The organism is Rhizobium sp. 2MFCol3.1 (assembly GCF_000377565.1).
GTDB lineage: Bacteria > Pseudomonadota > Alphaproteobacteria > Rhizobiales > Rhizobiaceae > Rhizobium.
On record NZ_KB898353.1, the window covers coordinates 258,667 to 282,897 of the forward strand.

Annotated in this window: 15 protein-coding genes; 2 read left to right on the forward strand and 13 right to left on the reverse strand. The window is 63.5% G+C overall.

The genetic code is table 11. From position 1 onward, the window contains the following. Nucleotide 1: 1 nt before the first annotated feature. The 7 genes from D460_RS0101170 to D460_RS0101200 form a co-directional block, all read right to left on the reverse strand. Entirely contained in the window at nucleotides 2-1,321 is a 1,320-nt protein-coding gene (locus D460_RS0101170) for a YeaH/YhbH family protein (protein WP_018896654.1), read from the reverse strand. Nucleotides 1,322-1,358: 37 nt separating this feature from the next. Further along, on the reverse strand, nucleotides 1,359-3,308 hold the full coding sequence (locus D460_RS0101175) for a PrkA family serine protein kinase (RefSeq protein WP_018896655.1): 1,950 nt from the start codon (nucleotides 3,306-3,308) through the stop codon (nucleotides 1,359-1,361). A gap of 283 nt (nucleotides 3,309-3,591) precedes the next feature. Further along, nucleotides 3,592-6,021, reverse strand: a complete 2,430-nt coding sequence (locus tag D460_RS0101180; protein ID WP_018896656.1) for a glucose/quinate/shikimate family membrane-bound PQQ-dependent dehydrogenase — start codon at nucleotides 6,019-6,021, stop codon at nucleotides 3,592-3,594. A 403-nt stretch (nucleotides 6,022-6,424) separates the two neighbouring features. Beyond that, entirely contained in the window at nucleotides 6,425-6,994 is a 570-nt protein-coding gene (locus tag D460_RS0101185; protein WP_018896657.1) for a hypothetical protein, read from the reverse strand. Nucleotides 6,995-7,113: 119 nt separating this feature from the next. Next, entirely contained in the window at nucleotides 7,114-8,052 is a 939-nt protein-coding gene (speB, locus tag D460_RS0101190; protein WP_018896658.1) for an agmatinase, read from the reverse strand. Nucleotides 8,053-8,103: 51 nt separating this feature from the next. Beyond that, the gene (locus D460_RS0101195) at nucleotides 8,104-9,339 is read right to left on the reverse strand and encodes an NAD(P)/FAD-dependent oxidoreductase (RefSeq protein WP_026282666.1); all 1,236 of its coding nucleotides are present in this window, start codon (nucleotides 9,337-9,339) and stop codon (nucleotides 8,104-8,106) included. 146 nt (nucleotides 9,340-9,485) lie between these two features. After that, complete coding sequence (locus D460_RS0101200) at nucleotides 9,486-16,490, reverse strand: hypothetical protein (RefSeq protein WP_037110737.1); 7,005 nt, start codon at nucleotides 16,488-16,490, stop codon at nucleotides 9,486-9,488. A 414-nt stretch (nucleotides 16,491-16,904) separates the two neighbouring features. On the opposite strand from D460_RS0101200, the gene D460_RS0101205 reads away from it, so the two are divergent. Next, nucleotides 16,905-17,111, forward strand: coding sequence for a hypothetical protein (locus D460_RS0101205; protein WP_018896661.1), 207 nt, complete (start codon nucleotides 16,905-16,907; stop codon nucleotides 17,109-17,111). Nucleotides 17,112-17,238: 127 nt separating this feature from the next. After that, nucleotides 17,239-18,360 (forward strand): mechanosensitive ion channel domain-containing protein, encoded by a 1,122-nt coding sequence (locus D460_RS32385; protein ID WP_018896662.1) that lies wholly within the window; start codon nucleotides 17,239-17,241, stop codon nucleotides 18,358-18,360. Nucleotides 18,361-18,395: 35 nt separating this feature from the next. On the opposite strand, the gene D460_RS0101215 is transcribed toward D460_RS32385, so the two are convergent. The 6 genes from D460_RS0101215 to D460_RS32390 are packed head-to-tail and all read right to left on the reverse strand — an operon-like array spanning nucleotide 18,396 to nucleotide 24,110. Beyond that, nucleotides 18,396-19,073, reverse strand: coding sequence for a polysaccharide deacetylase family protein (locus D460_RS0101215; protein WP_018896663.1), 678 nt, complete (start codon nucleotides 19,071-19,073; stop codon nucleotides 18,396-18,398). Between the two features lie 2 nt (nucleotides 19,074-19,075). Then, nucleotides 19,076-20,026 carry a glycosyltransferase family 2 protein gene (locus D460_RS0101220; protein WP_018896664.1) on the reverse strand — a complete coding sequence of 317 codons (951 nt, stop codon included), beginning with the start codon at nucleotides 20,024-20,026 and terminating at the stop codon, nucleotides 19,076-19,078. A 48-nt stretch (nucleotides 20,027-20,074) separates the two neighbouring features. After that, on the reverse strand, nucleotides 20,075-20,347 hold the full coding sequence (locus tag D460_RS0101225) for an acyl carrier protein (RefSeq protein WP_018896665.1): 273 nt from the start codon (nucleotides 20,345-20,347) through the stop codon (nucleotides 20,075-20,077). Between the two features lie 45 nt (nucleotides 20,348-20,392). After that, nucleotides 20,393-21,619 (reverse strand): pyridoxal-dependent decarboxylase, exosortase A system-associated, encoded by a 1,227-nt coding sequence (locus tag D460_RS0101230; protein ID WP_026282668.1) that lies wholly within the window; start codon nucleotides 21,617-21,619, stop codon nucleotides 20,393-20,395. Further along, nucleotides 21,616-23,205: an acyl-CoA ligase (AMP-forming), exosortase A system-associated gene (locus tag D460_RS0101235; protein WP_018896667.1), complete on the reverse strand. Its 1,590-nt coding sequence runs from the start codon at nucleotides 23,203-23,205 to the stop codon at nucleotides 21,616-21,618. The genes D460_RS0101230 and D460_RS0101235 overlap by 4 nt, the downstream gene beginning before the upstream one ends. Nucleotides 23,206-23,222: 17 nt before the next feature. Next, complete coding sequence (locus D460_RS32390; RefSeq protein ID WP_196809308.1) at nucleotides 23,223-24,110, reverse strand: hypothetical protein; 888 nt, start codon at nucleotides 24,108-24,110, stop codon at nucleotides 23,223-23,225. Nucleotides 24,111-24,231 lie beyond the last annotated feature (121 nt).

Genomic DNA, 24,231 nt, shown 5'->3' on the forward strand with positions numbered 1-24,231 from the left:
CTCAGTTATGCGTACGCGCGCCGGCTTTGCGGCTGAAGAGCTTGCGGAAGACCGGGTAGATATTGCCGGGTCTTGCGATGCGGGCCATGTGGAAGTTGGGGACCTCGCCATCGACGGTGCGATAGGCGCGCCAAAGCGAAGTGCCATTGTCGGTGGCGCCGAATATCTCGGTCTCCCGTTCGTCTATGATCTCGACATATGCGTAATATTGGCAAAGCCGCATCAGGTCACCGCGCAGGAGCGCCGCACATCGCTCGGAATCGCCGCTGCTGTTGTCGCCGTCGGAAGCCTGGGCCGCGTAGATGTTCCACATGTCGGCCGGGTAGCGCGCTTCGATGATCCGCTGCATCTCCTCGAGAGCCGTGGAGACCACCGTGCCGCCGCTCTGCTTGCTGTAGAAGAAGGTCTCTTCATCCACCTCATGCGCCTCGTCGGTGTGGCGGATGAAGATGATGTCGATCCGGCCGTAACGGCGCTTGAGGAAGAGGTGCAGCAGCACGAAGAAGCGCTTGGCGAGATCCTTCTCGCGCTCGCCCATCGAGGCTGAGACGTCCATCAGGCAGAACATCACGGCATTGGCGTTCGGCACCGGCTGGCGCTCGAAGCGGTTGAAGCGAACGTCGACGGGATCGACATAGGAAATCCGCCGCCGGCGGCGCTCAAGCGTCGCAAGGTCTTCGCGCAGGGCCGTCAGTTTGCGGCGGGTCTCGGCCGAGAGCGGCGTCTCGGCTTCGAGCGCCGCGATCTCGTCGGTGATGAGCTTTACCTGCCGCTCGCTGGGCCGCTGCAAGGCCATGCGCCGGCCGAAGCTGTTGCGCATCGTGCGGCCGATATTGATGTTGGTGGGGGAGCCGGAAGTGGTGAAGCCGACGCGTTGCGGTTTGAACGTCACCGTTTCCTTCAGGCTCAGCTTGATGAGATCAGGCAGTTCGAGGTCCTCGAAAAAGAGATCGAGCACTTCTTCGCGCGACAGGATGAACTGAAAATCGTCATCGCTTCCGCCGCCACCCGCGCCATGTCCCCCACCGCCGCCCGCGCCGCCATCGGGCTTCGAGATACGGTCGCCCGCCGAAAACTCCTTGTTTCCCGGCAGCACATGTTCCCGGTTGCCCGATGTGGAGGAGGGGCGAAAGCTCGGCTCACCGGCGCCGCGCGCGGGCATCGGAACACCATGGGCGGTGTCGACATCCGCTATCTTGTCGGATTTGATCTGATCCTTGATCGCCCGCTTCAGCTCGTCGCGGGCGCGTTTCAGGAATCGTTGCCGGTTGCCGAGGCTCTTGTCCTTCGGGTTAAGCCGGCGGTCGATGAAATTCGGCATGCGCCAATCCCTCGCTTTGGCTCCGGTTTTGGCATCGTCAACCGGCCTTGTTCACCCGCATGTACCAATCGACCAGTCGGCGGACCTGGCGCGCGGTATAGCCACGCTCGATCATCCGCTGAACGAATTCGTCATGCTGCTTCTCGGTCGAGCTATCCTTCTTGGAGCCGAAGCTGATGACGGGCAGCAGATCCTCGACTTGACCGAACATCCGCTTTTCGATCACCTCGCGCAGTTTCTCGTAGCTTGTCCAAGCCGGATTGCGGCCGCCATTGCGCGCCCTTGCCCGCAGCGTGAACTTCACCACTTCGTTGCGGAAATCCTTGGGATTGGCGATGCCGGCAGGCTTCTCGATCTGCGAGAGTTCGCTGTCCAGGATTTCGCGGTTCAGGATCTGGCCGGTATCGGCATCCTTGAAATCCTGGTCCTCCAGCCAGGCATCCGCATAGGATATGTAGCGGTCGAAGAGGTTTTGGCCATATTCGCTGTAGGATTCCAGATAAGCCTTCTGGATCTCGTGGCCGATGAACTCGGCATAGCGGGTGGCGATCTCCGACTTGATGAAGTCGAGATAACTCGCCTCCATTTCCTTCGGAAACTGCTCGCGCTTGATCGCCTGCTCGAGGATATACATGAGGTGCACGGGATCGGCGGCGACTTCCTTGGTGTCGTAGTTGAAGGTCTCCGACAGCACCTTGAAGGCAAAGCGGGTGCTGATGCCGTTCATGCCCTCGTCGACGCCGGCGACATCGCGATATTCCTGCACGGACTTGGCCTTGGGATCGGTGTCCTTCAGGTTCTCGCCGTCGTAGACGCGCATCTTGGTGTAGAGTGGCGAGTTTTCGTGGCGGATCAGGCGTGTCGCCACAGTGAAGCGGCTGAGATTTTCCAGAACCTCCGGTGCGCAGGCGCTCTTTGCGAGCTCGCTTTCGCGCAGCAGCTTCTCATAGATCTGCCGTTCCTCGGTCACGCGCAGGCAATAGGGCACCTTGACCACGAGGATACGGTCGAGAAAGGCTTCGTTGTTGCGGTTGTTCTTGAACTGCTGCCACTCGGATTCGTTGGAGTGGGCAACCACGATGCCTTGGTAGGGGAAGGCGCCGAAGTTTTCGGTGCCGTTATAGCTGCCCTCCTGCGTTGCCGTCAGCAGCGGGTGCAGCACCTTGATCGGCGCCTTGAACATTTCGACGAATTCGAGCAACCCCTGCGTCGTGCGGTTGAGGCCGCCGCTGTAGGAATAAGCGTCGGGGTCGGCCTGGCTGTAATTTTCCAGCTGGCGGATATCGACCTTGCCGACCAGCGCCGAGACGTCCTGATTGTTCTCGTCACCGGGCTCGGTCTTGGCGATGGCGATCTGGCGTAGCCTCGACGGCATCAGCTTGACGACGCTGAAGCGCGAGATATCGCCGCCGATCTCGTCGAGCCGCTTGGTGGCCCAGGGCGAAATCAGGCCGGTGAGCCGGCGTCTGGCGATCCCGTACTTGTCTTCCAGGAGATCGGACATGCGCTCCGGCTGGAAGAGACCCAGCGGTGATTCGAAGACCGGGCTCACCTGTCCGTCGATCGCCAGCGTGTAGATCGGGAAACGCTCCATCAGCTTTTTCAGCCGTTCGGCGAGAGACGACTTGCCGCCGCCTACGGGACCGAGGAGATAGAGGATCTGCTTGCGCTCTTCGAGACCCTGCGCGGCATATCTGAAATAGCCGACGATCCGCTCGATCGTGTCTTCCATTCCATAGAAATCGGCAAAGGCGGGATAAATCTTGACGGTGCGGTTGGAGAATATGCGGCCTAATCGCTCATCGGCGCTGGTGTCGATTAGTTTAGGTTCGCCAATGGCTTCCACCATGCGTTCCTGCGCGGTGGCATATAGTCGTTTGTCATCACGGCAGGCCAGGAGGTATTCCTGGAGACTTAGCTCTTCTTGCGCGGCGTTCGTATAGATCTCCGAAAACAGATCGAATACGTCGCTTTCGCTCTTCTGCATCTTTGCTCTCCCGCGGCCGGTTGAATGAGGACGGGATCGCTACGTGTCGGCTCGCGAGATAAGAACGCGTCAGACTATTTTATTACAATGCGCTTACGAAGTTCGGGACAGTCTGTAGCCGATAGCCGCGATACTCGTCAGACTCACATTATGCAGCCGACGCGGCAGATCGCCAAGGGCGCAGATAGGTTTTCACTCTTTTTTGCACGATATGTGACAAATCTCGTTCATGCACAAAAAAGGGGCCGCTGAACGGCCCCTTTCTGTTGCTTTTCGCTGACGTTTAGTTCGGCAAAGCGTAGGCGATGACGTAGTCGCCACGGATATCCGACTGGCGTGCGCCGCCGGCCGAGATGATGACGTACTGCTTGCCTGTCTTCGGCGACTTGTAGGTCATCGGGCCGCCCTGGCTGCCGACGGGCAGACGGGCCTTCCAGACTTCCTTGCCGGTCGCCGTGCTGAAGGCGCGCAGGTAGAAGTCCTGCGTACCGGCGATGAAGATCAGGCCGCCCTGGGTGGCAAGCGTGCCGCCGAGCGTCGGCATGCCGATCGGGATCGGCAGACCCATCTTGATACCGAGCGGGCCGGTGTCTTCGACGGTGCCGACAGGAACCTGCCAGGCGATCTTCTGCGTCTTCATGTCGATCGCCGTCAGGCTGCCGAAGGGCGGAGCCTGGCAAGGAATGCCGAGCGCCGAAAGGAAGCGGTTCTTGTTGACCGCGTACGGCGTGCCCTTCATCGGAACGACGCCCATGCCGGTGTTGACGGACTCGCCACCGCTGTTGACGGCCTTGGTCGGTGCGGCTTCCTTCATCTGGATCCACAGACCGAGACGCATGTCGTTGACGAAGATGTAGTTGGAGTTCGGGTCGGTCGAAAGGCCGCCCCAGTTCATGCCGCCCAGCGAGCCCGGGAAGTTGAGCGCGAGGTCGGTGCCCGGAACCGTGTAGACGCCATCGTAGCGCATGCCCTTGAAGGCGATGCGGCACAGCAGCTGGTCAAACGGCGTCGCACCCCACATGTCGCTTTCGGTCAGCGTCTTGGCGCCGATCTGCGGCATGCCGACGGAGAGCTTCTGGGTCGGAGCGTACGGCTCGTTCGGGATGTTGCCCGGCTTCACCGGTACATCGTCGACCTTGGTCAGCGGCTGACCGGTTGCACGATCGAGCACGTAGAGCTGGCCGGCCTTGGTGCCGAACACCAGAGCGGGAACCGTCGTGCCGTCGGCCTTCGGGAAGTCGATGAACGAAGGCTGCATCGGAACGTCGAAGTCCCACAGGTCGTTGTGAACGGTCTGATAGACCCACTTCTCACGGCCGGTGGTGGCATCGAGCGCCAGCATCGAGGCGCCGTACTTGTGGTCGAGGTCGGTGCGGGTCGCGCCGTAAAGGTCGACCGACGGGCTACCAACAGGCATGAAGACCGTGTTGGAAGCCGGATCATAGGACATCGACGCCCATACGTTCGGGGTCGAACGCGTGTAGCTTTCGCCCGGAGGCGGCAGGAGCGTGATGTTGGGGTTGCCCGGGTCGAATGCCCAACGCAGCTGGCCGGTCACGACATCGAAGCCGCGCATGACGCCACCAGGCATGTCGGTGCTGACGTTATCGGCAACGCGGCCGCCAACGACGACGGTGGTGCCGGCAAGCGTCGGCGCCGAGGTCAGAACGTAGCTCGGATCAGCCGCCTGGCCCATGCCGACCTTCAGGTCGACGCGGCCATTGGTGCCGAAGTCAGGGCAGAACGCGCCGGTGTCGGCGTCCAGCGCGATCAGCTCGGCGGTGATCGTGTTCATCAGGATGCGGCGTTCGCAAAGCGCGCCGGGTGCGACGTTGACCGCGGTGACCGGCGTGGAGTTCGGTGCCGAAGGCTGTTCGAGCGCACGCGTCGAATCGAAGTATGCGAGGCCACGGCAACGCATCCAGACAGACGACTTGGCGTTGATCTCGGCCTTCCAGATTTCCTTGCCGGTATCCGCGTCGATCGAGATGACGTTGTTGTGCGGGGTGCACACGAACACGCGGTCGCCGACCTGCAGCGGGGTTTCCTGGTCTTCCGCGCCGTTGGCGCCGGGGCTGATCGGCGTGTCGCCGGTGTGGTATTCCCACGCAACCTTCAGATCGCCGACATTGTCGAGATTGATCTGGTCGAGCGCCGCAAAGCGGCTGCCGCCCGAGGTGTTGCCGTAGTGCTCCCAGTTCTTCTGTTCGCGAGCCGGATCGACCGGCGTGCGGGCCGGGCCGGCGCCAGTGGCGACGACCGGCGGATGCGGGATGAACATGCCGTAGAAGGCTGCGCCGGTGCCGATCGCGAGAATCAGAGCAAGGCCGAACGAAGCGCCGTAAGCGGGCGTGCGGCCAGCCGAGCGACGCAGCAGCGGGAAGGAGAGCGCAACGACGATGGAGCCGACGGCAATCGCCAGCAGTCGCGAGATCAGCGGCCAGAACTCAAAGCCGGCGTCCCAGATGGCCCAGATTGCCGAGAGAACGAAGACAAGGCCGAAGAGCAGGGCGCCCACTGGCTTGCGCCGGATGATGAGCAGGCCCGCGATGACAAGTCCGATGCCGGCGAGCAGGAAGTACCAGCTGCCGCCCAGCGAGACGAGCTTGCCGCCGCCGACCGCGAAAAACAACCCGGCGAGCGATATGATCGCGCCGAGCAATACCAGCCACAGGCGACCTAACAGCGCCGGTGGATTCGGTGAATTATCCATTGAATAGCCTCATTGCATATCCGGCAAACGAAGATGGAAAGCCTGCAACGCGAAATGCTCGCCGCGCCCGTCCGCCGTTCGGTTAGCTGCCTTAACGACAGCAGGCGAAAAGTTTCGAGCGCACGCGGGCAGGCAAACCATGATTTGCGAAAACTGGCGCTTTCGGCGCCCATTCGGGAAAACTGCAAAAGTCCATCAGGCTCGTCCTACGTGGTTCAGAAGTTCACGCGTCAGGCACCGACGGAGGGAGACAGTACCTTAACGTCTCCAACCCTGGGCGGGATATATCGCCAGCGAAGGCATGGTGGCAAGTGCTATTTTAAAGGGATAAGCAGCCAGTCGCGGGGTTGTGACCAGCTTGATTCCGCCCAAGCAATCGCGGTTAGTCCCGTCTGTTATCTGTTCAGAACGGATTTGTGGTGGCGCTTTCGATCTTGACCGGCTTCTTGTTCGACAAACGCTCGATGCAGGCGGCATAGGTCGCGTGCATGGGATAGATGCGCGAGGTCGGGATGACCCAGTCAGGCTCGTTGCCCTGGAACGCGACGTTGATATCCGCCATCCCGCGGAGTGCGGCGCGGATGATGCCCTGGACACCGCCCGCGTTGGAGTTTCCAGGCAGGCTCCACACACGCAGGCTCTTGCTGTCGGCGCCGATGGCCGGCACCTCCATGCTGTTGCTCTTGCCCGTCACCGAAACCTTGGTGGCAAGGTGGTCCGGGAGCGACCATGCGTCGTTCTTGATGAGCCAGGACGCATCCTTGAGGCTTTCGTGGAATTCGACGGTCCTTCCCGTCATGCTGTCCCAAACCAGCGCGCAATAGGGCTCGCCGCCATTATGCACATAGCCGATCGACCATTGGCGGGACGATCCGATCCATTCCTCGGTGCCGTTGGCAACCAGCGGAGCGCCGGCGCTGAAGAGAGCGGCAGCAAGAACAACTCTCGCGGAAAGAACGGCGAACGGTCTCATTTTTCCGTACCTCAGTGCAACACGGCTTGGTCTTCAGGGTCTGACCCTTGAACCGTTCTTGTCGCACGAACAGGTTTCAAACCGGTGAATCGCCGCGCTTGCCGCTAAATGCCTATGTGTCAGGGAAGGACACAGAGCATCTCGTAGATCAGATTTGCGGCGATCAGCGCCGTGTTGCCCGATGGGTCGAATGGCGGTGAGACCTCGACCAAATCACCGCCGACAAGGTTCAACCCGGCGCAGCCGCGGATGATTTCGAGCGCCTGCCATGTCGTGAGGCCGCCGATCTCGACCGTTCCCGTGCCCGGCGCGAAGGCCGGATCGAGGCTGTCGATGTCGTAGGTCAGGTAAACGGGCGTCGAGCCGATCTTCGCCCTAATCTCTTCCATCAGGGGCTTCAGCGATTTGCCCCAGCATTCCTCGGCCTGAACCACCGTCCAGCCCTTGTCGCGCGCCCAATCGAAATCCTCGGGCGAATAGCCGGTGCCGCGCAGGCCGATCTGGAACACCTTGTCGTTGACGAGCAACCCGTCGTCATAGGCGCGGCGGAACGGCGTGCCGTGGGCGATCTTCTCGCCGAACATCTCGTCGTTGGTGTCGGCATGGGCATCGACATGGATCAGCGCCACGGGGCCGTGCTTCTTCGCGATCGCACGCAGTATCGGATAGGTGAGCGTATGGTCGCCGCCAAGCGTCAGCGGGATGCAGGGATGGGTGAGGAGGTCGTCGTAGAAGGCGGTGATGATATCGACGGAGCGCTTGAGATCGAAGGTGTCGATCGGCACGTCGCCGATATCGGCCACCTGCATCCGCGCGAAGGGCGCCGCCCCCGTTGCCATGTTGTAGGGGCGCAGCATGCAGGACTCCTGCCGGATCTGGCGCGGGCCAAGCCGGGTGCCCGGCCGGTTGGAGGTGCCGACATCGAGCGGAATGCCGACGAAACACGCGTCGAGACCCTCCGCCGTCGCCTGGCTCGGCAGCCGCATCATCGTCGCCGGGCCGGCGAAGCGGGGCATGTCGTTGCCGCCGAGCGGCTGGTTGAACGTGTGGTCCGGCATGGCTTCGTCTCTCCTGATCGCGATGGGTATGTCTTGGGTGTCGCCCGGGCGCTACCCTGCAAGGGCGGCGATGACCTCGCGCGCGGCGCGTTCGCCGCTTTGCAGGGCGCCATGGGCGGTCGAAAAGTCCGTGGTGTGGGTCGCTTCGCCGGCGAAGAACACGCGCTCGTCGTAAGATTTGGCGAGCGTCAGGCGGGCGTCGGAATAGCCGGGTAGCGCGTGGCTGTAGGCGCCGCCGATCGAAGCCGTCCTGGTCCAGTCCGATGCGACGAGCGGTCGGAGATTGCGACGGAAATCGCTGCCGAACAGATGAGCGAGCTGATCCGTCGCGCGTGCGAATGCCGCTTCGTGCCCTTGCTCCGCCACGGCGCGCGCGCCGGCGCCCCCGAAGTAGCATTCGATCACGGGCTGGCCGAAGGGGCGGATATAGTAGCTTCCGGTCGATGCATCGCGGGGATCGCCGATAAGGTGCGTCTCGTCCTCGAATGGGCCGGAGCCGATGATCTCGAGGAAGAGCTTCTCGTTGGCGCCAAGCGGCAGCCGGGCCGCCGCCTCTCGCCACGCATCAAGTGCGGATGGCCAGCGGATCGTGTCTCCGGCCAGGATATTGGTGGAAGTGGTGACGATGACCGCGCGGGCGCGCACGGTGCCGACCGCTGTCTCGACCTCGACGCGACGTCCGTCGAGCCCGATCGCTTCGACGGGCGTCGAAAGCCTCACCATCGCCTCTACAGGCATGGCAGCGCTGACGAGTGCGCCATAGCCGGTTGCGACGCGCCAGTTGAAGTGCGTCGAGGCTCCGTCGTAGGCCGCGTAGTCCTTGCAGGAAATGCGCTCGAGTTCGTCGCCGCTGATATAGCCGCTCAGTGCCTGCAGGTAGCTTGTCCAGCCATCGGCCGGGTCGAGCGCATCAGAGGCGATGTCGGAGCGGGGCGGAGTGGTGGAGACCCGCTCCGTCCAATTTTCGAAGGCGATATGCGCCTCATCGCGCTCGGATGCAGTGAAGCCGAGATCGCGAAACTGGCCGCCCCAGGCGGATGACCGGCGATCGACGGCGATGCCGATCTCGCCGGCAATGCGGGTCCAGGGATTTCGATCGGCGGAGTGAAGCCAGCCGCAGCCGAGATCAACGACGCTGCCCGCTGCCGTTTTCGTCGAGGCACGGCCGCCCTTGCGGTCAAGAGCCTCGAGCACCAGCGTTTTCAGGCCGGCCTTGGCGAGCGTTCGGGCCGCACCTGTCCCGGCCGCGCCGGCGCCAATGATCACGACATCGGGCTCTTCCATCATCGACATGGCGTAGGCGACTTTCCTTGCGGTCAACTGAATACGAACGTCTCCGCCACATGCTCCATAAAATGGCCTGTCGATCAATGCCGTTTTCAGGCTTTTCCCTGAAACTTGAAGCGGGCGCTGCCGCGCCCGCAATCAGCTGCTTATCCCAGATAGGACATGATCACCGAGGCAACCTGAGACGATTCGCTCGTGTCGGGTGTGGCTGCGGCCGAAGCTGTCGCCGTCGATGGCGTGGTGGTGGCTGTCGTCGTTGTCGCGGCGGCGGTGCTCGCGCTTGCCAGTGGGCCGTTGGTCAGCGCCTGCACCTGGGCAGAGGTCATCGCGTTGATCTGAGCCGGCGTGAAGGCTTCGGCCTGGCTCACCGTGAGCGCGCCGAGCGCTCTCGTGCTCAAACCCGAAACCGCGCTGGAGCTGAGTGCGATGATGCTCTCGGGCGAGAAGCCCGCCAGATCATCCGGGCCGAGGGCCGCGGCCTGAACCACATTGAGCGCGCCGATCTGGATGGTCGAGAGCATACCGATCTGCGCCGAGCTCATGGCCACGACCTGGCTATAGCTGAGCGCCGCCACCTGGCCCGTGGTCAGCGCTGCGATGTCGTTCGACGGCAGGGTCGAAAACAGCGCCGTCGTCAGCCCCTTGATCGAGGCCGGCGTGATGGCCGCGAACTCCTCGGTCGACAGCGTCTGCAGCTGGTCGGTCGTCAAGCCGGCAAGTCCGGTCGAGCTCAGCGCCGCGATCTGGTCGGTGGTGAAGGTGCTGAACTGATCCGTGCTCAGCGCATGGATCTGGTCGCTGGTCAGGCCGGAGATCCCGGAACTGCCGAGAGCCGCGATCTCCTCGGTCGACAGCGACGCGATGAAGCCCGTCGACAGCCCTTTCATGGCACCGGAGCTGATCGCCGCGAGCTTGGCGGGCGTCAGTGCGTCCAGGCTGGACGAGGTCAGCCCCTTCAGTGCGTCCGAACTGAGCGCCGCGATCTGGCTTGTCGAGAGCTTCTCCATCTGGTCGATGTTGAGCGCGCCGGCCTGGGCGCTGCCGAGGCCGGCAATCCCCTTCGCGCTCAGCGCTGCCACCTGCTCGACCGAAAGCACGGCGATGTCGCCGGTGCTGAGTGCCGCGACCTGGGCCGAACCCAGTGCACCGATCTGGCCGGTGGACAGCATTTCGACCTGGCTTGTGCTCAGAGCCGCGATCTGGGCGGTCGAGAGCCCGGCAATACCCGCCGTGCTCAGCGCGCCGATCTGCTCGGCCGACAGCGAGGCGATCGTCGTCGGCGACAATCCGGAGATGGCGGCAGAGCTGATCGCGGCGATATCGGCCGTCGAGAAGCTGTCGAGATCATCGGTGCCGAGTGCCGCGATCTGCTTGGAGCTCAGCGCGCCCACCTGCAGGCTGGTCAGCGCTTCTGCCTGGTCGACGCTGAGTGCGGCGATCTGGTCCGTGCTGAGGCCGGCGATGCCTGCGGTGCTCAGCGCCGCGATCTGGCTTGGTGAGAGCGAGGCAAGGGCTGCGGTCGACAGGCCGGAGATGGCCGACGAGCTGATCGCGGCGATTTCGGCGGTGGTGAAGCTGTCGAGATTACCAGACGTCAGAACGGCGACCTGTCGTGAGGAGAGCGCGCCGATCTGGATGCTGGTCAGCGCCTCCATCTGGTCGCTGTGCAGCGCAACCAGCTGGCCGGTCGAGAGCCCGGCTATGCCCGCGGTGCTCAGCGCCGCGATCTGTTCCGGCGAAAACGCGCCGATGTCGGCTGTGTTCAGCGCCGCGATCTGCTTGGAGGTGAGTGCGCCGACCTGGGCGGTCGTCAGGGCTTCCACCTGATTGGTGCGCAGCGCGCCGATCTGGTCGCTGGTGAGGCCGGCAATGCCGGTGGGGCTTAGGGCCGAGATCTGGTCGCCCGAGAGCGAGGCCAGCGCTGATGTCGAAATACCTGCTATTGCGCTGGAGGTGATCGCGGCCATGTCGGCGGTACTGAAACTGTCGAGATCATCCGTTCCGAGCGCGGCGATCTGCTTCGAGTTCAGCGCGCCTACCTGAACGCTGGTGAACGCCTCGACCTGGCGCACGCTGAGCGCGCTAATCTGATCGCTGGTCAGGCCCGCGATCCCCGCCGTGCCGAAGGCGGCGATCTGGTCGATCGAAAGCGCCGCGATACGGTCGGTGGCAAGTGCAGCGACCTGTTTGGAGCTCAATGCGCCGATCTGCGCTGTTGTCAGCACCTCCACCTGGTTGGATCCGAGCGCGGCCATCTGGCCGCTGGACAAGCCCGAGATGCCGGCCGAGCTCATGGCGACGATCTGCGCCGTCGACAGCGCGCTGATCGCGGCGGTCGAAAGGCCAAGGATAGCGCCCGAGCCGATGGCGGCGATATCGGCGGTGGAGAAGTGTGAGAGGTCGTCCGTGCCCAGGGCGGCAATCTGCCTGGAGTTCAAGGCGCCGACCTGCAGGCTGGTCAATGCCTCGGTCTGGTCGGTGCTCAATGCCGCGATCTGATCGCTGCTGAGGCCGGGTATGCCCGCCGTGCTCAATGCCGCGACCTGCGCGGTCGTCAGCGATGCAAGGTCGTCGGTGCCAAGCGCTCCGATTTGCCGCGAGCTCAAGGCTGCGATCTGGCTCGTGGTCAGCGCTCCGATCTGGTCGCTGCTGAGCGCGTTGATGAGATCAACGGTCAGGCCGGCGATGCCAGCGGTGCTGAGTGCTGCGATCTGGCTTGTCGTCAGCGTCGCGAGTGCGGCTGCCGACAGGCCGGCGATGGCGCCGGAGTTGATCGCCGCGATGTTCTTCGCCGACAGAATGGCGATATCGTCGGTGCTGAGAGCCGCCGTCTGCTTCGAGCTCAGCGCTCCGATCTGCGCCGACGTCAACGCCTCGACCTGATCGGTGCGTAGCGCCGAGATCTGGCCGGTCGTCATCCCCGTGATCGCCGCCGTGTTCAGCGCCGCGATCTGGCTCGCCGAGAGCGCCGCGATCGTGCCAGTCGAGAGGCCAGTGATGGCGCCGGAGCCGATGGCGGCCATATCCTTGGTCGAGAAGGTCGCGATGTCATCGGCGGTGAGGGCGGCGAGCTGCGAGGAGCTCAGGCCGCTGATCTGGCTGCTGGTCAGCGCTTCCGCCTGGGCTGTGCTGAGTGCGGCAAGCTGCTGGGTGGTGAGGCCTGCAATCGCATTCTTGCTCAGCGCGGCGATCTGCGCTGTCGTCAGAGCCCGGATCGTGTCCGTCGACATGCCGCCCAGCGCGCTTGACGTGATCGCGGCGATATCCTTGGTGGAGAAGGTCACGACATCATCCGGTCCGAGGACCGAGAGCTGGCTGGAATTCAGCGTGCCGACCTGGTTGCTGGTGAGCGCTTCCGCCTGCGCGGTCGAAAGTGCCGCCAGCTGCTGCGAGTTCAACCCGGCAATGCCGCCAACAGAGAGAGCGGCGATCTGCGCGGTGGAGAGTGACGCGATGTCGTCGGTGCGCAGTGCGCCGACCTGAGAGGAGCTGAGCGCCGCCATTTGCTTGGTCGAGAGCGCCAGGATCTGTGTGTTGCTAAGGGCCGCGACCTGGCTGGTCGAGAGGCCGGAAACGCCGGCTGAGCTCATGGCGGCCAGCTGCTGCGTGGTCAATCCGGCCATGTCGCCGGTGCTGAGCCCCGCCACCTGCTTGGTGGTCATCGCCGCGATCTGGCTGGTGCTGAGCGCGCCAAGCTGCGCGCTGCTCAGCGCATCGATCTGGTCGGATGTCAGGCCCGTGATGCCTGATGGCGTCAGGACGGCGATCTGGTCGGTGGAGAGAACGCTGACATGGTCGCCGAGCGCTGCGACCTGCGCCGATGTCAGCGCCTTAACCTGTGCCGTCGAAAGCTTGGCGATCTGGTCCGTTCCGAGAGCCGCGACCTGGCCACTCGTGAGGCTGGCCAAAGCACTCGTGCTCAGCAACGCGATCTGGGCGGTGGTCAGGCCCGCGACCGCATCGGTGCCGAGGCCGGGCAGGCCCTTGTTTGTGATTGCCGCGATATCGGCGGTTGAGAAGGTCGCGATATCCTCGGCTGAGAGCGCGGAGAACTGGACCGATGTCAGCGCTGCCACCTGAACGGGCGACAGCGTTTCGATCTGCGATGTGCTCATCGCGCCGATCTGCAGGCTGGTGAGGCTGGCGATCGCGCTGGTGTTGAGCGCGGCGATCTGCTCGTTCGTCAGTCCTTCGATAGCGTCGCCGCTGAGGCCCGAGATGGCCTTGTTGGTGATCGCCGCGATATCGGCGGTGGAGAAGGTCGCGATGTCATCGGCGCCGAGGGCCGCCATCTGCGCGGAGCTCAAAACCTTCACCTGCGCCGGCGACAGGGCTTCGACCTGCGCGGTGCTGAGAGCGGCGATCTGATCGCTTGTCAGGCTTGCGACCGCGCTTGTGCTCATGGCCGCGATCTGGGTGGTGGAGAGCGTTGCGAGCACATCCGTGCTGAGGCCCGGCAGGGCCTTGTTGGTGATCGCGGCGATATCGGCGGTCGAGAAAGTCGCGATATCGCCGGCGTCGAGCACGCCAAGCTGCAGCGAGGTCAGCGACATCACCTGCAGCGGAGACAGAGCCTCGACCTGCGCCGAGCCAAGGGCGTCGAGTTGATCTGTCGTCAGGCTGGCGATCGAGGTCGTGCTCAAGGCGGCGATCTGAGCGGTCGTCAGCGCCGCGACCTGGTTCGTTCCCAGGCCGGCGACCTGCAGCGTCTTCAGCGCATTGACCTGAGCGGTCGTCAGCGCGCCGATCTGGCCCGAGGACAGGCTCGCCATGTTGAGGCCGGGGATCGCCTTGCTTGAGAGCGCTGCGATATCGGCCGTCGAGAAGGTCGCGATGCCGTCTTCGCCGAGCGCGGAGAGCTGCAGCGAGCTCAGCCACATGACCTGCGACGGCGTGAACGCCTCGACCTGGCTGGTGCTCAAAACCGCAAGCTGCGAGGTCTTAAGCGCGCTCACCTGCGCCGTCGTCAGCGAGGCGATCTGGCTGGTGGAGAAGGTGGCGATGATATCGGTGCTGAGACCGGGGATCGCCTTGCTGGTGATCGCCGCGATATCGGCCGTCGAGAAGGTCGCCATGTGATCGGCATCGATCGCGGCGAGCTGAACGGATGTCAGCGAGGCGACCTGTACCGGCGTCAATGCTTCGACCTGATCGGTGCTGAGCGCCGCGATCTGGGTACTCGTGAGCCGCGGGATCGCCGTCGAGTTCAGGGCCGCGATCTGGGCGGTCGAGAAGGTCGAGATGATATCGGTGGTCAGACCGTTGATGGCCTTGCTGGTGATGGCCGCGATATCGTCGGTGGAAAAGGTGGCGATGTGCTCGGCGTCGAACACGGCGAGCTGAACCGAACTTAGGGCCTTCACCTGTGCCGGCGACAGCGCTTCGGTCTGGTCGGTGGTGAGCGCGGCCAGCTGGTCCGTTCCGAGGTTCGCGATCTGGGCGGTGGACAGTGCCGCGATCTGCGCGGTCGAGAGCGAATCCATGCTGAGCCCGGTGAAGCCCTTGCTGGTGATCGCAGCGATATCGGCTGTCGAGAAGGCTGCGATATCGTCGGCACCGAAGGCCGCGATCTGCGCTGCGCTCAGCGCCTTGACCTGCGCGGGCGTCAGGGCCTCGGCCTGCTCCACGCTCAGCGCGTCGATCTGGTCGGTCGTCAGGCTTGCGATCGCGGCGGTGCTGAGCGCGGCAATTTTGCCGGTCGAGAGACCTTCCAGCTGCCCGGCACTGAAGCCCGCGATCTGCGCGCCCAGCGAGGTGATCTGGCTGGTCGAGAACGACGCGATCTGGTCGGCGCTCAAGGCTTCGAGCTGGCTGCCGGTGAGATTGGCGATCAGGCTCGTCGACATGGCGGCGATCTGGGCCGATGACAGCGCGCCGATCGCATCCGTGCTCAGGCCCGACATGGCGCGGCTGGAAATCGCGGCGATGGCGGCGGTCGAGAAGGCTTCGATATCGGCGGCGTCGAGCGCTGCCAGCTGCCCGGAGCTCAGCGCCTTCACCTGGACCAGGGAGAGTGCCCGGAATTGGTCGTCGTTCAGGGCCTCGAGCTGCCCGGTCGTCAGGCTCGCGATCGAGCCGGTGCCGAGGGCGGCGATCTGCCCGGTCGACAGCGCCGCGATTGCGCCGGCGCTGAGCCCCGCGATCGCCTTGCTGCTGATCGCCGCCATATCGGCAGCCGAGAAGGCTGCGATGCCATCCTGGTTGAGAACGGCAAGCTGGTCGGAGGTGAGCGCCTTGACCTGCTGCGGCGTGAAGGCTTCGACCTGTTCGGGGCTGAGTGCTTCGATCTGTGCTGTTGTCAGGCTCGCCAGCGCGCTGGAGCTGAGCGTGGCGATATGGGCCGGCGAGAGCGCTTCGATCTGGCCGATATCAAGCGAGGCGAGCTGCGCCGTCGTCAGTGTGCTCGCCTGGGCCGTCGTCATCGCCGCGATCTGGTCGGGTGACAGGGCGGACAGGTTCAGGCCCTTCATGGCCTTGGTGTTGATCGCGGCAATGTCTTCGAGCGACAGCATCGCGATATCATCAGGCCCGAGTGCCGCCAGTTGCGCCGAAGTCATCGCCGCCATCTGCGCCGGCGTAAACGCTTCGACCTGGTCTGCGCTCAATGCGCCGATCTGGCTGCTCGTCATCGACGCGACGGCGCTTGTGTTCAAGGCCGCGATCTGATCCGGAGACAGGGCCGCGAGTGCCGCCGTACCGAGACCCTGGATGGCCTTGGTGATGGCGGCGATATCGGCGGTCGAGAAGGTCGCGATGTCCTCGGGGCTGAGTGCCGCGAGCTGGGCGGTGGACAGCGCCTTGATCTGGTTCGGGGTCAGCGCTTCCGACTGCTCGGTCGTCAAGGCGCTCAGCTGCGAGGTGGTAAGCGCCGAGACCTGGACGGATGTCAGGCTCTCGATGGCATATTTGTTGAGCGCATGAAGCTGATCGAAGGTGAAGCCGACGATGGAGGTCTTGGCGATCGCGCTGAGCTGCTGCGAGTTCATCGCCTCGACGTCCTCGACGTCGAGCGCCGCGATCTGAGAGGACGATAGCGCCTTGACCTGGGCCGTGGACAGCGACGCGATGTCGTCGGTTGTCCAAGCTGCGACTGCCGCGGACGACAGGGATCTGATCTGCGTTATCGTCAGCGTGGATGCAACGGTCGTCATGCTCATCAATCCCAAATGTTCAAATGGCGTCAATAAAAAGCCAGGTCGAAACCCCGATAGCGAACGGCAGGCGGCTTCCGGCCCAAGGTCTGAATGAAGAATCGGTCACCCAAGCCCGCGCAGCTAAGAGCCGAAGGTAGGTTGTGTGGCTTGTCTGAACCTGAAATTGCAGGTGGTCTATCCCCAAACAGGGGTCGTACCCGCTGCCGGGAAGAAGGTTACGTCGTGGGCCTTGCCCGCAGCTGGTGTCGTCCTGCGCCTTCGCGCGGGCACTATCAGCGACCGCGAAAATGCGCGGCGCCGGCAATTTCACACATGTCCAAAATTATCACGCAATTGTCATATGAAGGAATCACGGCTCCACTACACGGCGACGCAAAGCGATAGGATTTGCGCATGCCAAAGAGTGGACGAATGAACGTGTATGGGACGGCTCTCTCCGTGCCCTGCATCTTTACCGAGAACGACAACGGCGGAACGATCCGCGGATGCCCGCGATTTCTCGCGCTCGTGGCCGGAAAGCAGAGCATCCGCCTGCTTGATACGATCAGCGGCCGATCCACGCCGATCGCGCTTCACCGCATCGATCGACGCGGCAGGGCGCGGTTTCGCTGGCTCTGACCTCGCATTGAGACCGGGGCTCGTCCGCTCGGACCACGCCGTCTCCCGCAAGCACGACCGGTCACGAAAAGCCTGATTTTCGCCGCCTGACCTTTCCCATGCTGCATTGCACTCTAGCTGATGTCGTATGGAACGCTTCATTCTCGACTTTCAGGAAGCAACCGCATGGTTGCCCGCTTGGCTGGTCAGCATCGGTGTCCTTGCCGTCGCATTGGCCGTAGGCCTGATGATCCATCGCCTCGCTTTTCGCTTCTTGAGCCGCGTGGTCGAAACGCGGGATCTGTTCTGGCGATCGCTGGTGTCGCGCGGTCGCAGGCCGCTTAGGCTCAGCATTCTGACGATGACCCTTTCGCTCGGCGCCACGATCGCGCCGCTGACGACGCCACAGGCGGAGTTCATCCGCCACATCCTGCTTCTGGGCTTCATTGCTGTCGTCGGCTGGATCACCAAGACCACGCTGCACATCTGGATGACGGTCTATCTGCGTCGCTTCAAGCTCGACGCGGAAGACAATCTGCTGGCGCGCACCCATGTCACCCAATCGCGCATCGGCGAGCGCATCGCCGCCTTCATGATCGTTGCCATCACGATAGCGGCGGGGCTGATGACCTTTCCGGCGGTGCAGCAATATGGCGTGAGCTTGCTCGCCTCGGCCGGCGTTGCCGGCATCGTGCTCGGCCTCGCCTTGCAGCCGGTACTGAAGAACGTCTTCGCCGGTATCCAGCTTGCGATCACCCAGCCGATCCGCATCGATGATGCGCTGATCGTCGAGGGCGAGTGGGGCAATGTGGAGGAGATCACGTCGACTTATGTCGTGGTCAAGCTCTGGGATTGGCGACGGCTGATCCTGCCGCTCAGCTATTTCATCGAGAACCCGTTCCAGAACTGGACGCGGGAGAGCTCGGCGCTGATCGGCACTGTGATGATCTATCTCGATTACTCGGTGCCCGTTACGGTGATCCGGGCCAAGGTCGAGCAAATAGCCGCCGCCTCCAAGCTTTGGGACAAGCGGGTGGTCGCCGTACAGGTCACGGATTTCCGCGAAAACGTCATGGAAATCCGCATCCTCGTCTCGGCCTCCAATGCACCGAAGACCTTCGACCTGCGCTGCGAAATGCGCGAGAAGATCATCGACTTCGTGCAGCGGGAGTATCCGGCGAGCTTGCCGCGCGTGCGGGCCGAGGGCGCCGCCAACCTCAACGGCGTGATCGGCGGGGACGCCGCGGTTCGGGCATCAGCCCAATCCTGATTGCCGGCGGCAGGACGACGCTACGGGTTAGAGGGTCAGACCCACTGCTTCAGCTGCATGCGAGCCGCTCTCCGCAGCCGGCTCATGGCGGGCATATCTCCTGACAGGGCGTCGTTCAGCGCATCATCCGTCGTATCGGATCGAACCGAAGTTCGGGCCTGCAGGAATGCAGCGGGATCGGCACTCCCCTTGTCGCTTGAATATGCGCATCTGTATCCCGCGTTCCGCAGCCGCGACAAAACGGCGGCGTTATATCGGCCGAAGGGGATGGACGCGTCTTTGATCTCGAAACCGCAAACATCTTCCAGCACGATCCTCGACGTCTTCAGCTCCTCGTCCAGTTGGGCAGGGGCAAGGCTCGACCAGTCACGGTGGGCGATGCCGTGGCTGCCGATGGGCATGCCCATGTCGATCATCGCCTTGATATCGGCCTTGCCAAGCGATCCCGGCTCGCCGATCCGGCCAGTCAGGACGAAGAACTGTGCTGTGAGGCCACGCTTGGTGAGCGCAGGTGCTGCGATCGTGAGGTCGGAGGTGTTGCTGTCGTCGAAAGTGATAGCCAAGGCATCGCGCTCGGGGTGATCGGCGATACGGTCGAGCATGTCGTTGAACCGCGCGACGCTCAGCCAATAGGGAGCTTCGCCCGGTCCCAGCGTCCGCGCGGGCTCGCCGATGCCGTGAAAGTTTATGATCCGAAGCGCCGTCCTTGCCATTTTCAGCCCCGGCGGATCGCCATGAATTCGGTCGGAGACTTCAGCGGCAACAGCGCGCTCGATAGCGCCGCCCGGTGCGCCGCCCCCCGCCAGCAGCGGATCGCCTGCCCGAGCGCGATGCCCAGCCTGAAGATCGATGTCTGCAGAGCATTGTGGTGGCGGCCGTAGTAGCGGATGCGATTGGCGGTCATCAGCGCGAAGAGACGCGCATTGCGGCCGCTGCCGCCGCTTTCATGCATGACCTGCGAGCGCGGTTCGAACACCACCTCGAAGCCGGCCTCGCGGACGCGCCGAAGATAATCGACTTCCTCGCTGTAGAGAAAGAAGGATTCGTCCCACGCGCCGATCAAGTCCCGCACCCGTGCGGATACCAGCAGCGCTGATCCCGTCGCCCATTCCACGGTGCCGCTGCGGCCGTAGCGCGCCGCGCCGCCGATGACTTCTCCGAGACCAACGCGCATCGCAAGCGTACCTCCGAGCAGCGCATCGGCCCAGGCCGTCATGATCGACGGTTCGCGCCGAAGCGTCGGATCGACCCGTCCCTCTTCGGTGTAATTCAACGGAACGACGACGCCGGTCGAAGTCTTCTCGGCGCGCTCCACCAGCGGCCGCGCCGCGTCGGGATAGAGGCGCAGGTCCGGATTGAGGATGAGCAGGTGCGATCCCGGATGCGCCCGTGCTGCTGCCGCGTTGATTGCGGCCGCATAGCCCGCATTGTAGCCCATGCGGATCACGGTCGGCGAGACCGGATGGGTCTCGGCCAGTTCCGCCGACCCGTCCTTGGATTCGTTGTCGACGATCAGGACCTCGAAGCGATCGATGCCGGCGAGACCCGCCGGGATCGAATCGAGCAGCGGCGGCAGCGCTTCCGCGCTGTTATAGGTGACGATGATGACGGAGAGCGCCGGCGAGGCTGCTTCCGTATCGCGCGTGATCGGACGATCTCGTTCCATGACTGCCACTTTATCCCCCACCGTTGATTGGCCACCAAGCCACGGTTGCTAGTGAAGCTGTTTGCGATCCACGAGGCTGCGATCGACGAATTGCGCCAGCGACCCCACGGTTTCGAACACCTCGCCGGTGAAGTCGCTGTCGTCGATCTGAAAGCCGAAGCGCGCTTCGAGTGCGGCCGCCAGGCTCAGCACCGCGAAGGAATCGAGCTCCGGAATGTTGCCGAGCAGCGGCGTAGCAGCGGTCTCGATCCGGTCCCGGTCTTCGATCCCGAGCGTTTCGATGATGACGTCCTTGACGGCCTCGAAGGTAGACGAATTCATGATACCCCTCTTAATGTTGCCGGCTATAGGCCGGTTGAAATCAAATCAGACGAGAATTTCCACCGGCATCGGATGCCCGAGGAACGCCGTCGGGCTGGCAGTCAGGCCGTAGGCGCCGGCCTGGAAGATGACGACGAGGTCGCCGATCTCGGCCGGCGGCAGCATCACGTTGTCGGCGAGCAGATCGAGCGGTGTGCACAGGCAGCCGACGACGGAGACTGCCTCGCGCTCGCCCTCCTGCATCCGGTTGCCAATGACGACAGGATAGTTGCGGCGGATGACCTGGCCGAGATTGCCCGATGCAGCCAGCTGATGATGCATGCCGCCATCGACCACCAGATAGGCGCGCCCACGCGAGACCTTTCGGTCGACCACGCGCGTGACGTAGACGCCGGACTCGCCGACGATATATCGCCCGAGCTCGATCGTTACGCGTGCATCGGGAAGTTGCGGACGGATTTCGCCCTCGATCAACTCCTTCAGCTTGGCGCCGACAGGCACCAGATCGAGCGGTTGATCCTTCTCGGAATAGGGAATACCGAAGCCCCCGCCGAGGTTCAGATAGCGAACCGGCCATGGCGATTGATCCGCAAGCCGCATCAGCAGCGCCACGTTTCGCGTCAGCGCTTCGCAGAGGATGTCGGCGTGCAGGTTCTGCGAGCCGGCGAAGACGTGGAAGCCAAGGAGATCGAGATCGGCGACACGGAGCGTTTGAAGGAGATCGGGAACCTGCTCGACATCGATGCCGAACTGTTGCGGCCCGCCGCCCATGCGCATTCCGGAGCCCTTGACCTGGAAATCCGGATTGACGCGTAGCGCCACGCGCGGACGGATGCCGAGCCTGTGGCCGATGTCTGCGACCCGGGCGGCCTCGTTGGCCGATTCCATCTCGATCGTCACGCCGGCGGCAACGGCCTGCGTCAGCTCTGCACTCGTCTTTCCCGGACCTGCGAAGCTGACGTTGTTTGCATGCACCGGCGTGTCGAGCGCCGTCTTCATCTCGTATGCCGACGCGACGTCGAATGCGTCGACGAGGCCGGCGAGATGCTGGACGACGGCCGCCATCGGGTTGGCCTTCACCGCGTAGCTGAGCTTGACGTCAGCGGGCAGAATGGAGCGGAGATAGCCGATGCGCGAGGTGATCAGGCCTCGGTCATAGGCGAAGAACGGCGTCGATCCGACACGCTCGGCCAGGCGATCCAACGGGATGCCGCCCACCGCCATACAGTTTCCGACCGGCTCGAACATGGAAATGGAAGGGTGCGAACTCACGAACCTAATTGCTCCCTTAATAGAACCCGATCGAACTTGCCGTTTGGATTGGTTGGAATGGCGCTCATTTCGACCACCTGCGACGGAACCATGTATTGCGGCAGGGTCCGGCGGAATGCGGTCAACAGGGCGCTTACATCGAGCGAACTGGCGATGGGGCTCGCGACCAGCACGATTCGCTGACCGAGCGCGCCGTCCTCGACGCCAAGCGCGACCGCGTCCTTGGTGAGGCCGGTGGCATAGGCCACTTCCTCGATTTCAGTGGGGCTGACGCGGTAGCCTGACGTCTTGATCATCTCATCGCGCCGGCCGACGAAGAACAGGAAACCCTCCTCGTCGGCTACGACGGTGTCGCCCGAGAAGACGGCGAGCTCCGGCGCGCGCCAGCTGGCCTCGCTGCCCGGCACCGGCCGAAAGCGCTCGGCGGTGCGGGCGGGGTCGTTCCAATAGCCCATCGAGACCAGCGGGCCGCGATGGACGAGTTCGCCATGTTCGCCCGGATCGCAACGCGAACCGTCGGGACGGACCACGAGGATTTCGGCGTTGGGGATCGCCTTGCCGATCGAATCCGGCCGGCGGTCGATCTCGGACGGGTCGAGATAGGTCGAGCGGAACGCTTCGGTCAGGCCATACATCAGATAGGGCAGGGCCTGGGGAAACAGGTTGCGCAGCCGATCGAGCGTCGCCTTCGGCATGCGGCCGCCGGTGTTGGCGAAGTAGCGCAGCCGCGCGGCTGTTTCGGCCGGCCAATCGAGCGCTGCCACCTGGATCCAAAAGGGTGGCACGCCGGTGATACCCGTCACCTTGTGCTTTTCGCAGAGGCGGATGACGTCGCCGGGTAGCAGATAGTTCATCAAGACGACATGCGCGCCGGAATTGAACGCGGTCGTCAGCTGGCTCAGGCCGGCGTCGAAGCTCAGCGGCAGCACCGAGAGGATGGTGTCGTGAGGACCGTTCTTCAGATAGTGGCTGACGCTTTCGGCGCCGACGATCATGTTGCGATGGCTGAGAACGACGCCTTTCGGCTTTCCCGTGCTTCCCGATGTATAGAGAATGGCCGCCATGTCGTAATCGACGGCGACGATCGGTGGCGCGGTTTCCTGCTCCTGCGAAAACGACGGCGCCCAGCCATGCAGGCCGACCTTTCTGATGTCGAGCCCCTGAATATCGCCCGAGACCTGATCGACGAGCACGATATGCTCAAGTGCGGGATGATCGGCTATATGTTCCTGCAGCTGCAGCAGTCGATCGTGCGATGTCACGAGGACGCGGACGTTGCAGTCTGCGAGAATATAGGCGACCTGCGGTGGCCGCAGCAGCGGATTGACGGGAACGGTAACGCAGCCGGCCGCCGTCGTGCCGAAGATCGAGACCACCGTCTCCATCCGCTTTTCGAGCAGCACGGCCACACGGTCGCTTCGCTGCACGCCGAGCTCGCGAAGCGCCGAAGCAAACCCGCAGACCCGTCTCCAAAGCTCGGCGTAGCTCAACGTTTCGCTCTTGTATGTGAGCGCGGGCAGGTCTGCGTGCTTCTGCGCGGCCTGAAGGACGAGGTGGGACAGGTTGATCTTGATTGCCGATTGCATGTGTACCTGCTCCCCTACTACCAAGGCACGCACGTGAGTTCGCTATAGAGATAATCGACCTGATCGGCCCCCAACCGGCTGCTTCGAAACATCTTTGGCCGCGGCGAGCGAAGCGCGATCGACAAGCGCGGGCGGGTAATGCCGAGCCTGTTTTCCAACAGCGTCATCGGGATGCCGAAGTGGGTCAGCAGGTAGCCGTAGACCTGCTGCGCGGCGTCCTGGAACAGCGTGGGATCGCCGACATAGAGGATCGACGCGAACAACGGCAGGCGCTTGCGCCGGTCCCGGCGGAAGATCACATAGCAGCGCTGCCGGCCGCGCGTCACCACGATGTGGTGGGCGGCGGGCGCATTGGCGTGGTCGCGGTAGATCTCCAGGTCGCGTCCGTCGAGGCTGGCCTCGATCGCCTTCCGGTCGGAGATGATGCGGATGCCGGTCCCGAGGCGTGGCATCGGCCAGTTGACGATCAGTGCGGCGGCGGTATCCAGGTCGCTGAAGTTCAGGCGCCGGTTCAGGGGGACGACGTTGCCGCTCGGCGATAGATCGGTGAAAGTATAGCCCTGCTGGCCAAGTATAGCCCGGAGCAGTCTCAGGCCGTGCGAACGATAGCTCTCGTTGACGCACCAGGCGGAGAGATTGCAGACATTTTCCATGAGATCGCCGACGTGGCGTTCCGAATAGAAGGCGACCTGCGCGCCGACCACGCGGCCGTCACACGTCAGCATGAAGCCGTGGTTCGGTGCCGTGGTCTGCCATGAGGGACGGATCGCGGAGGCCCATAGAGCGGGCGAGAGGCGGCTGTTCAGTTCCGCGTGCAGGAAATCCGCGACCGAGGCGATGTCGCCTGCGGTGATCGGGCATATCACGACGTTCCCGTCCGTCGCTTTCAAAACAGTGTTTGACACAGCCCGCCACTTCCTTTGCAACCACTCGAGACACTATGCTTGAAAGCATTGATGCAAGTATTACTGAAGTGTTTATAGCCGCTCTTAAGATTGAGTGGTAGTTACACAAAAGGTCTATCGC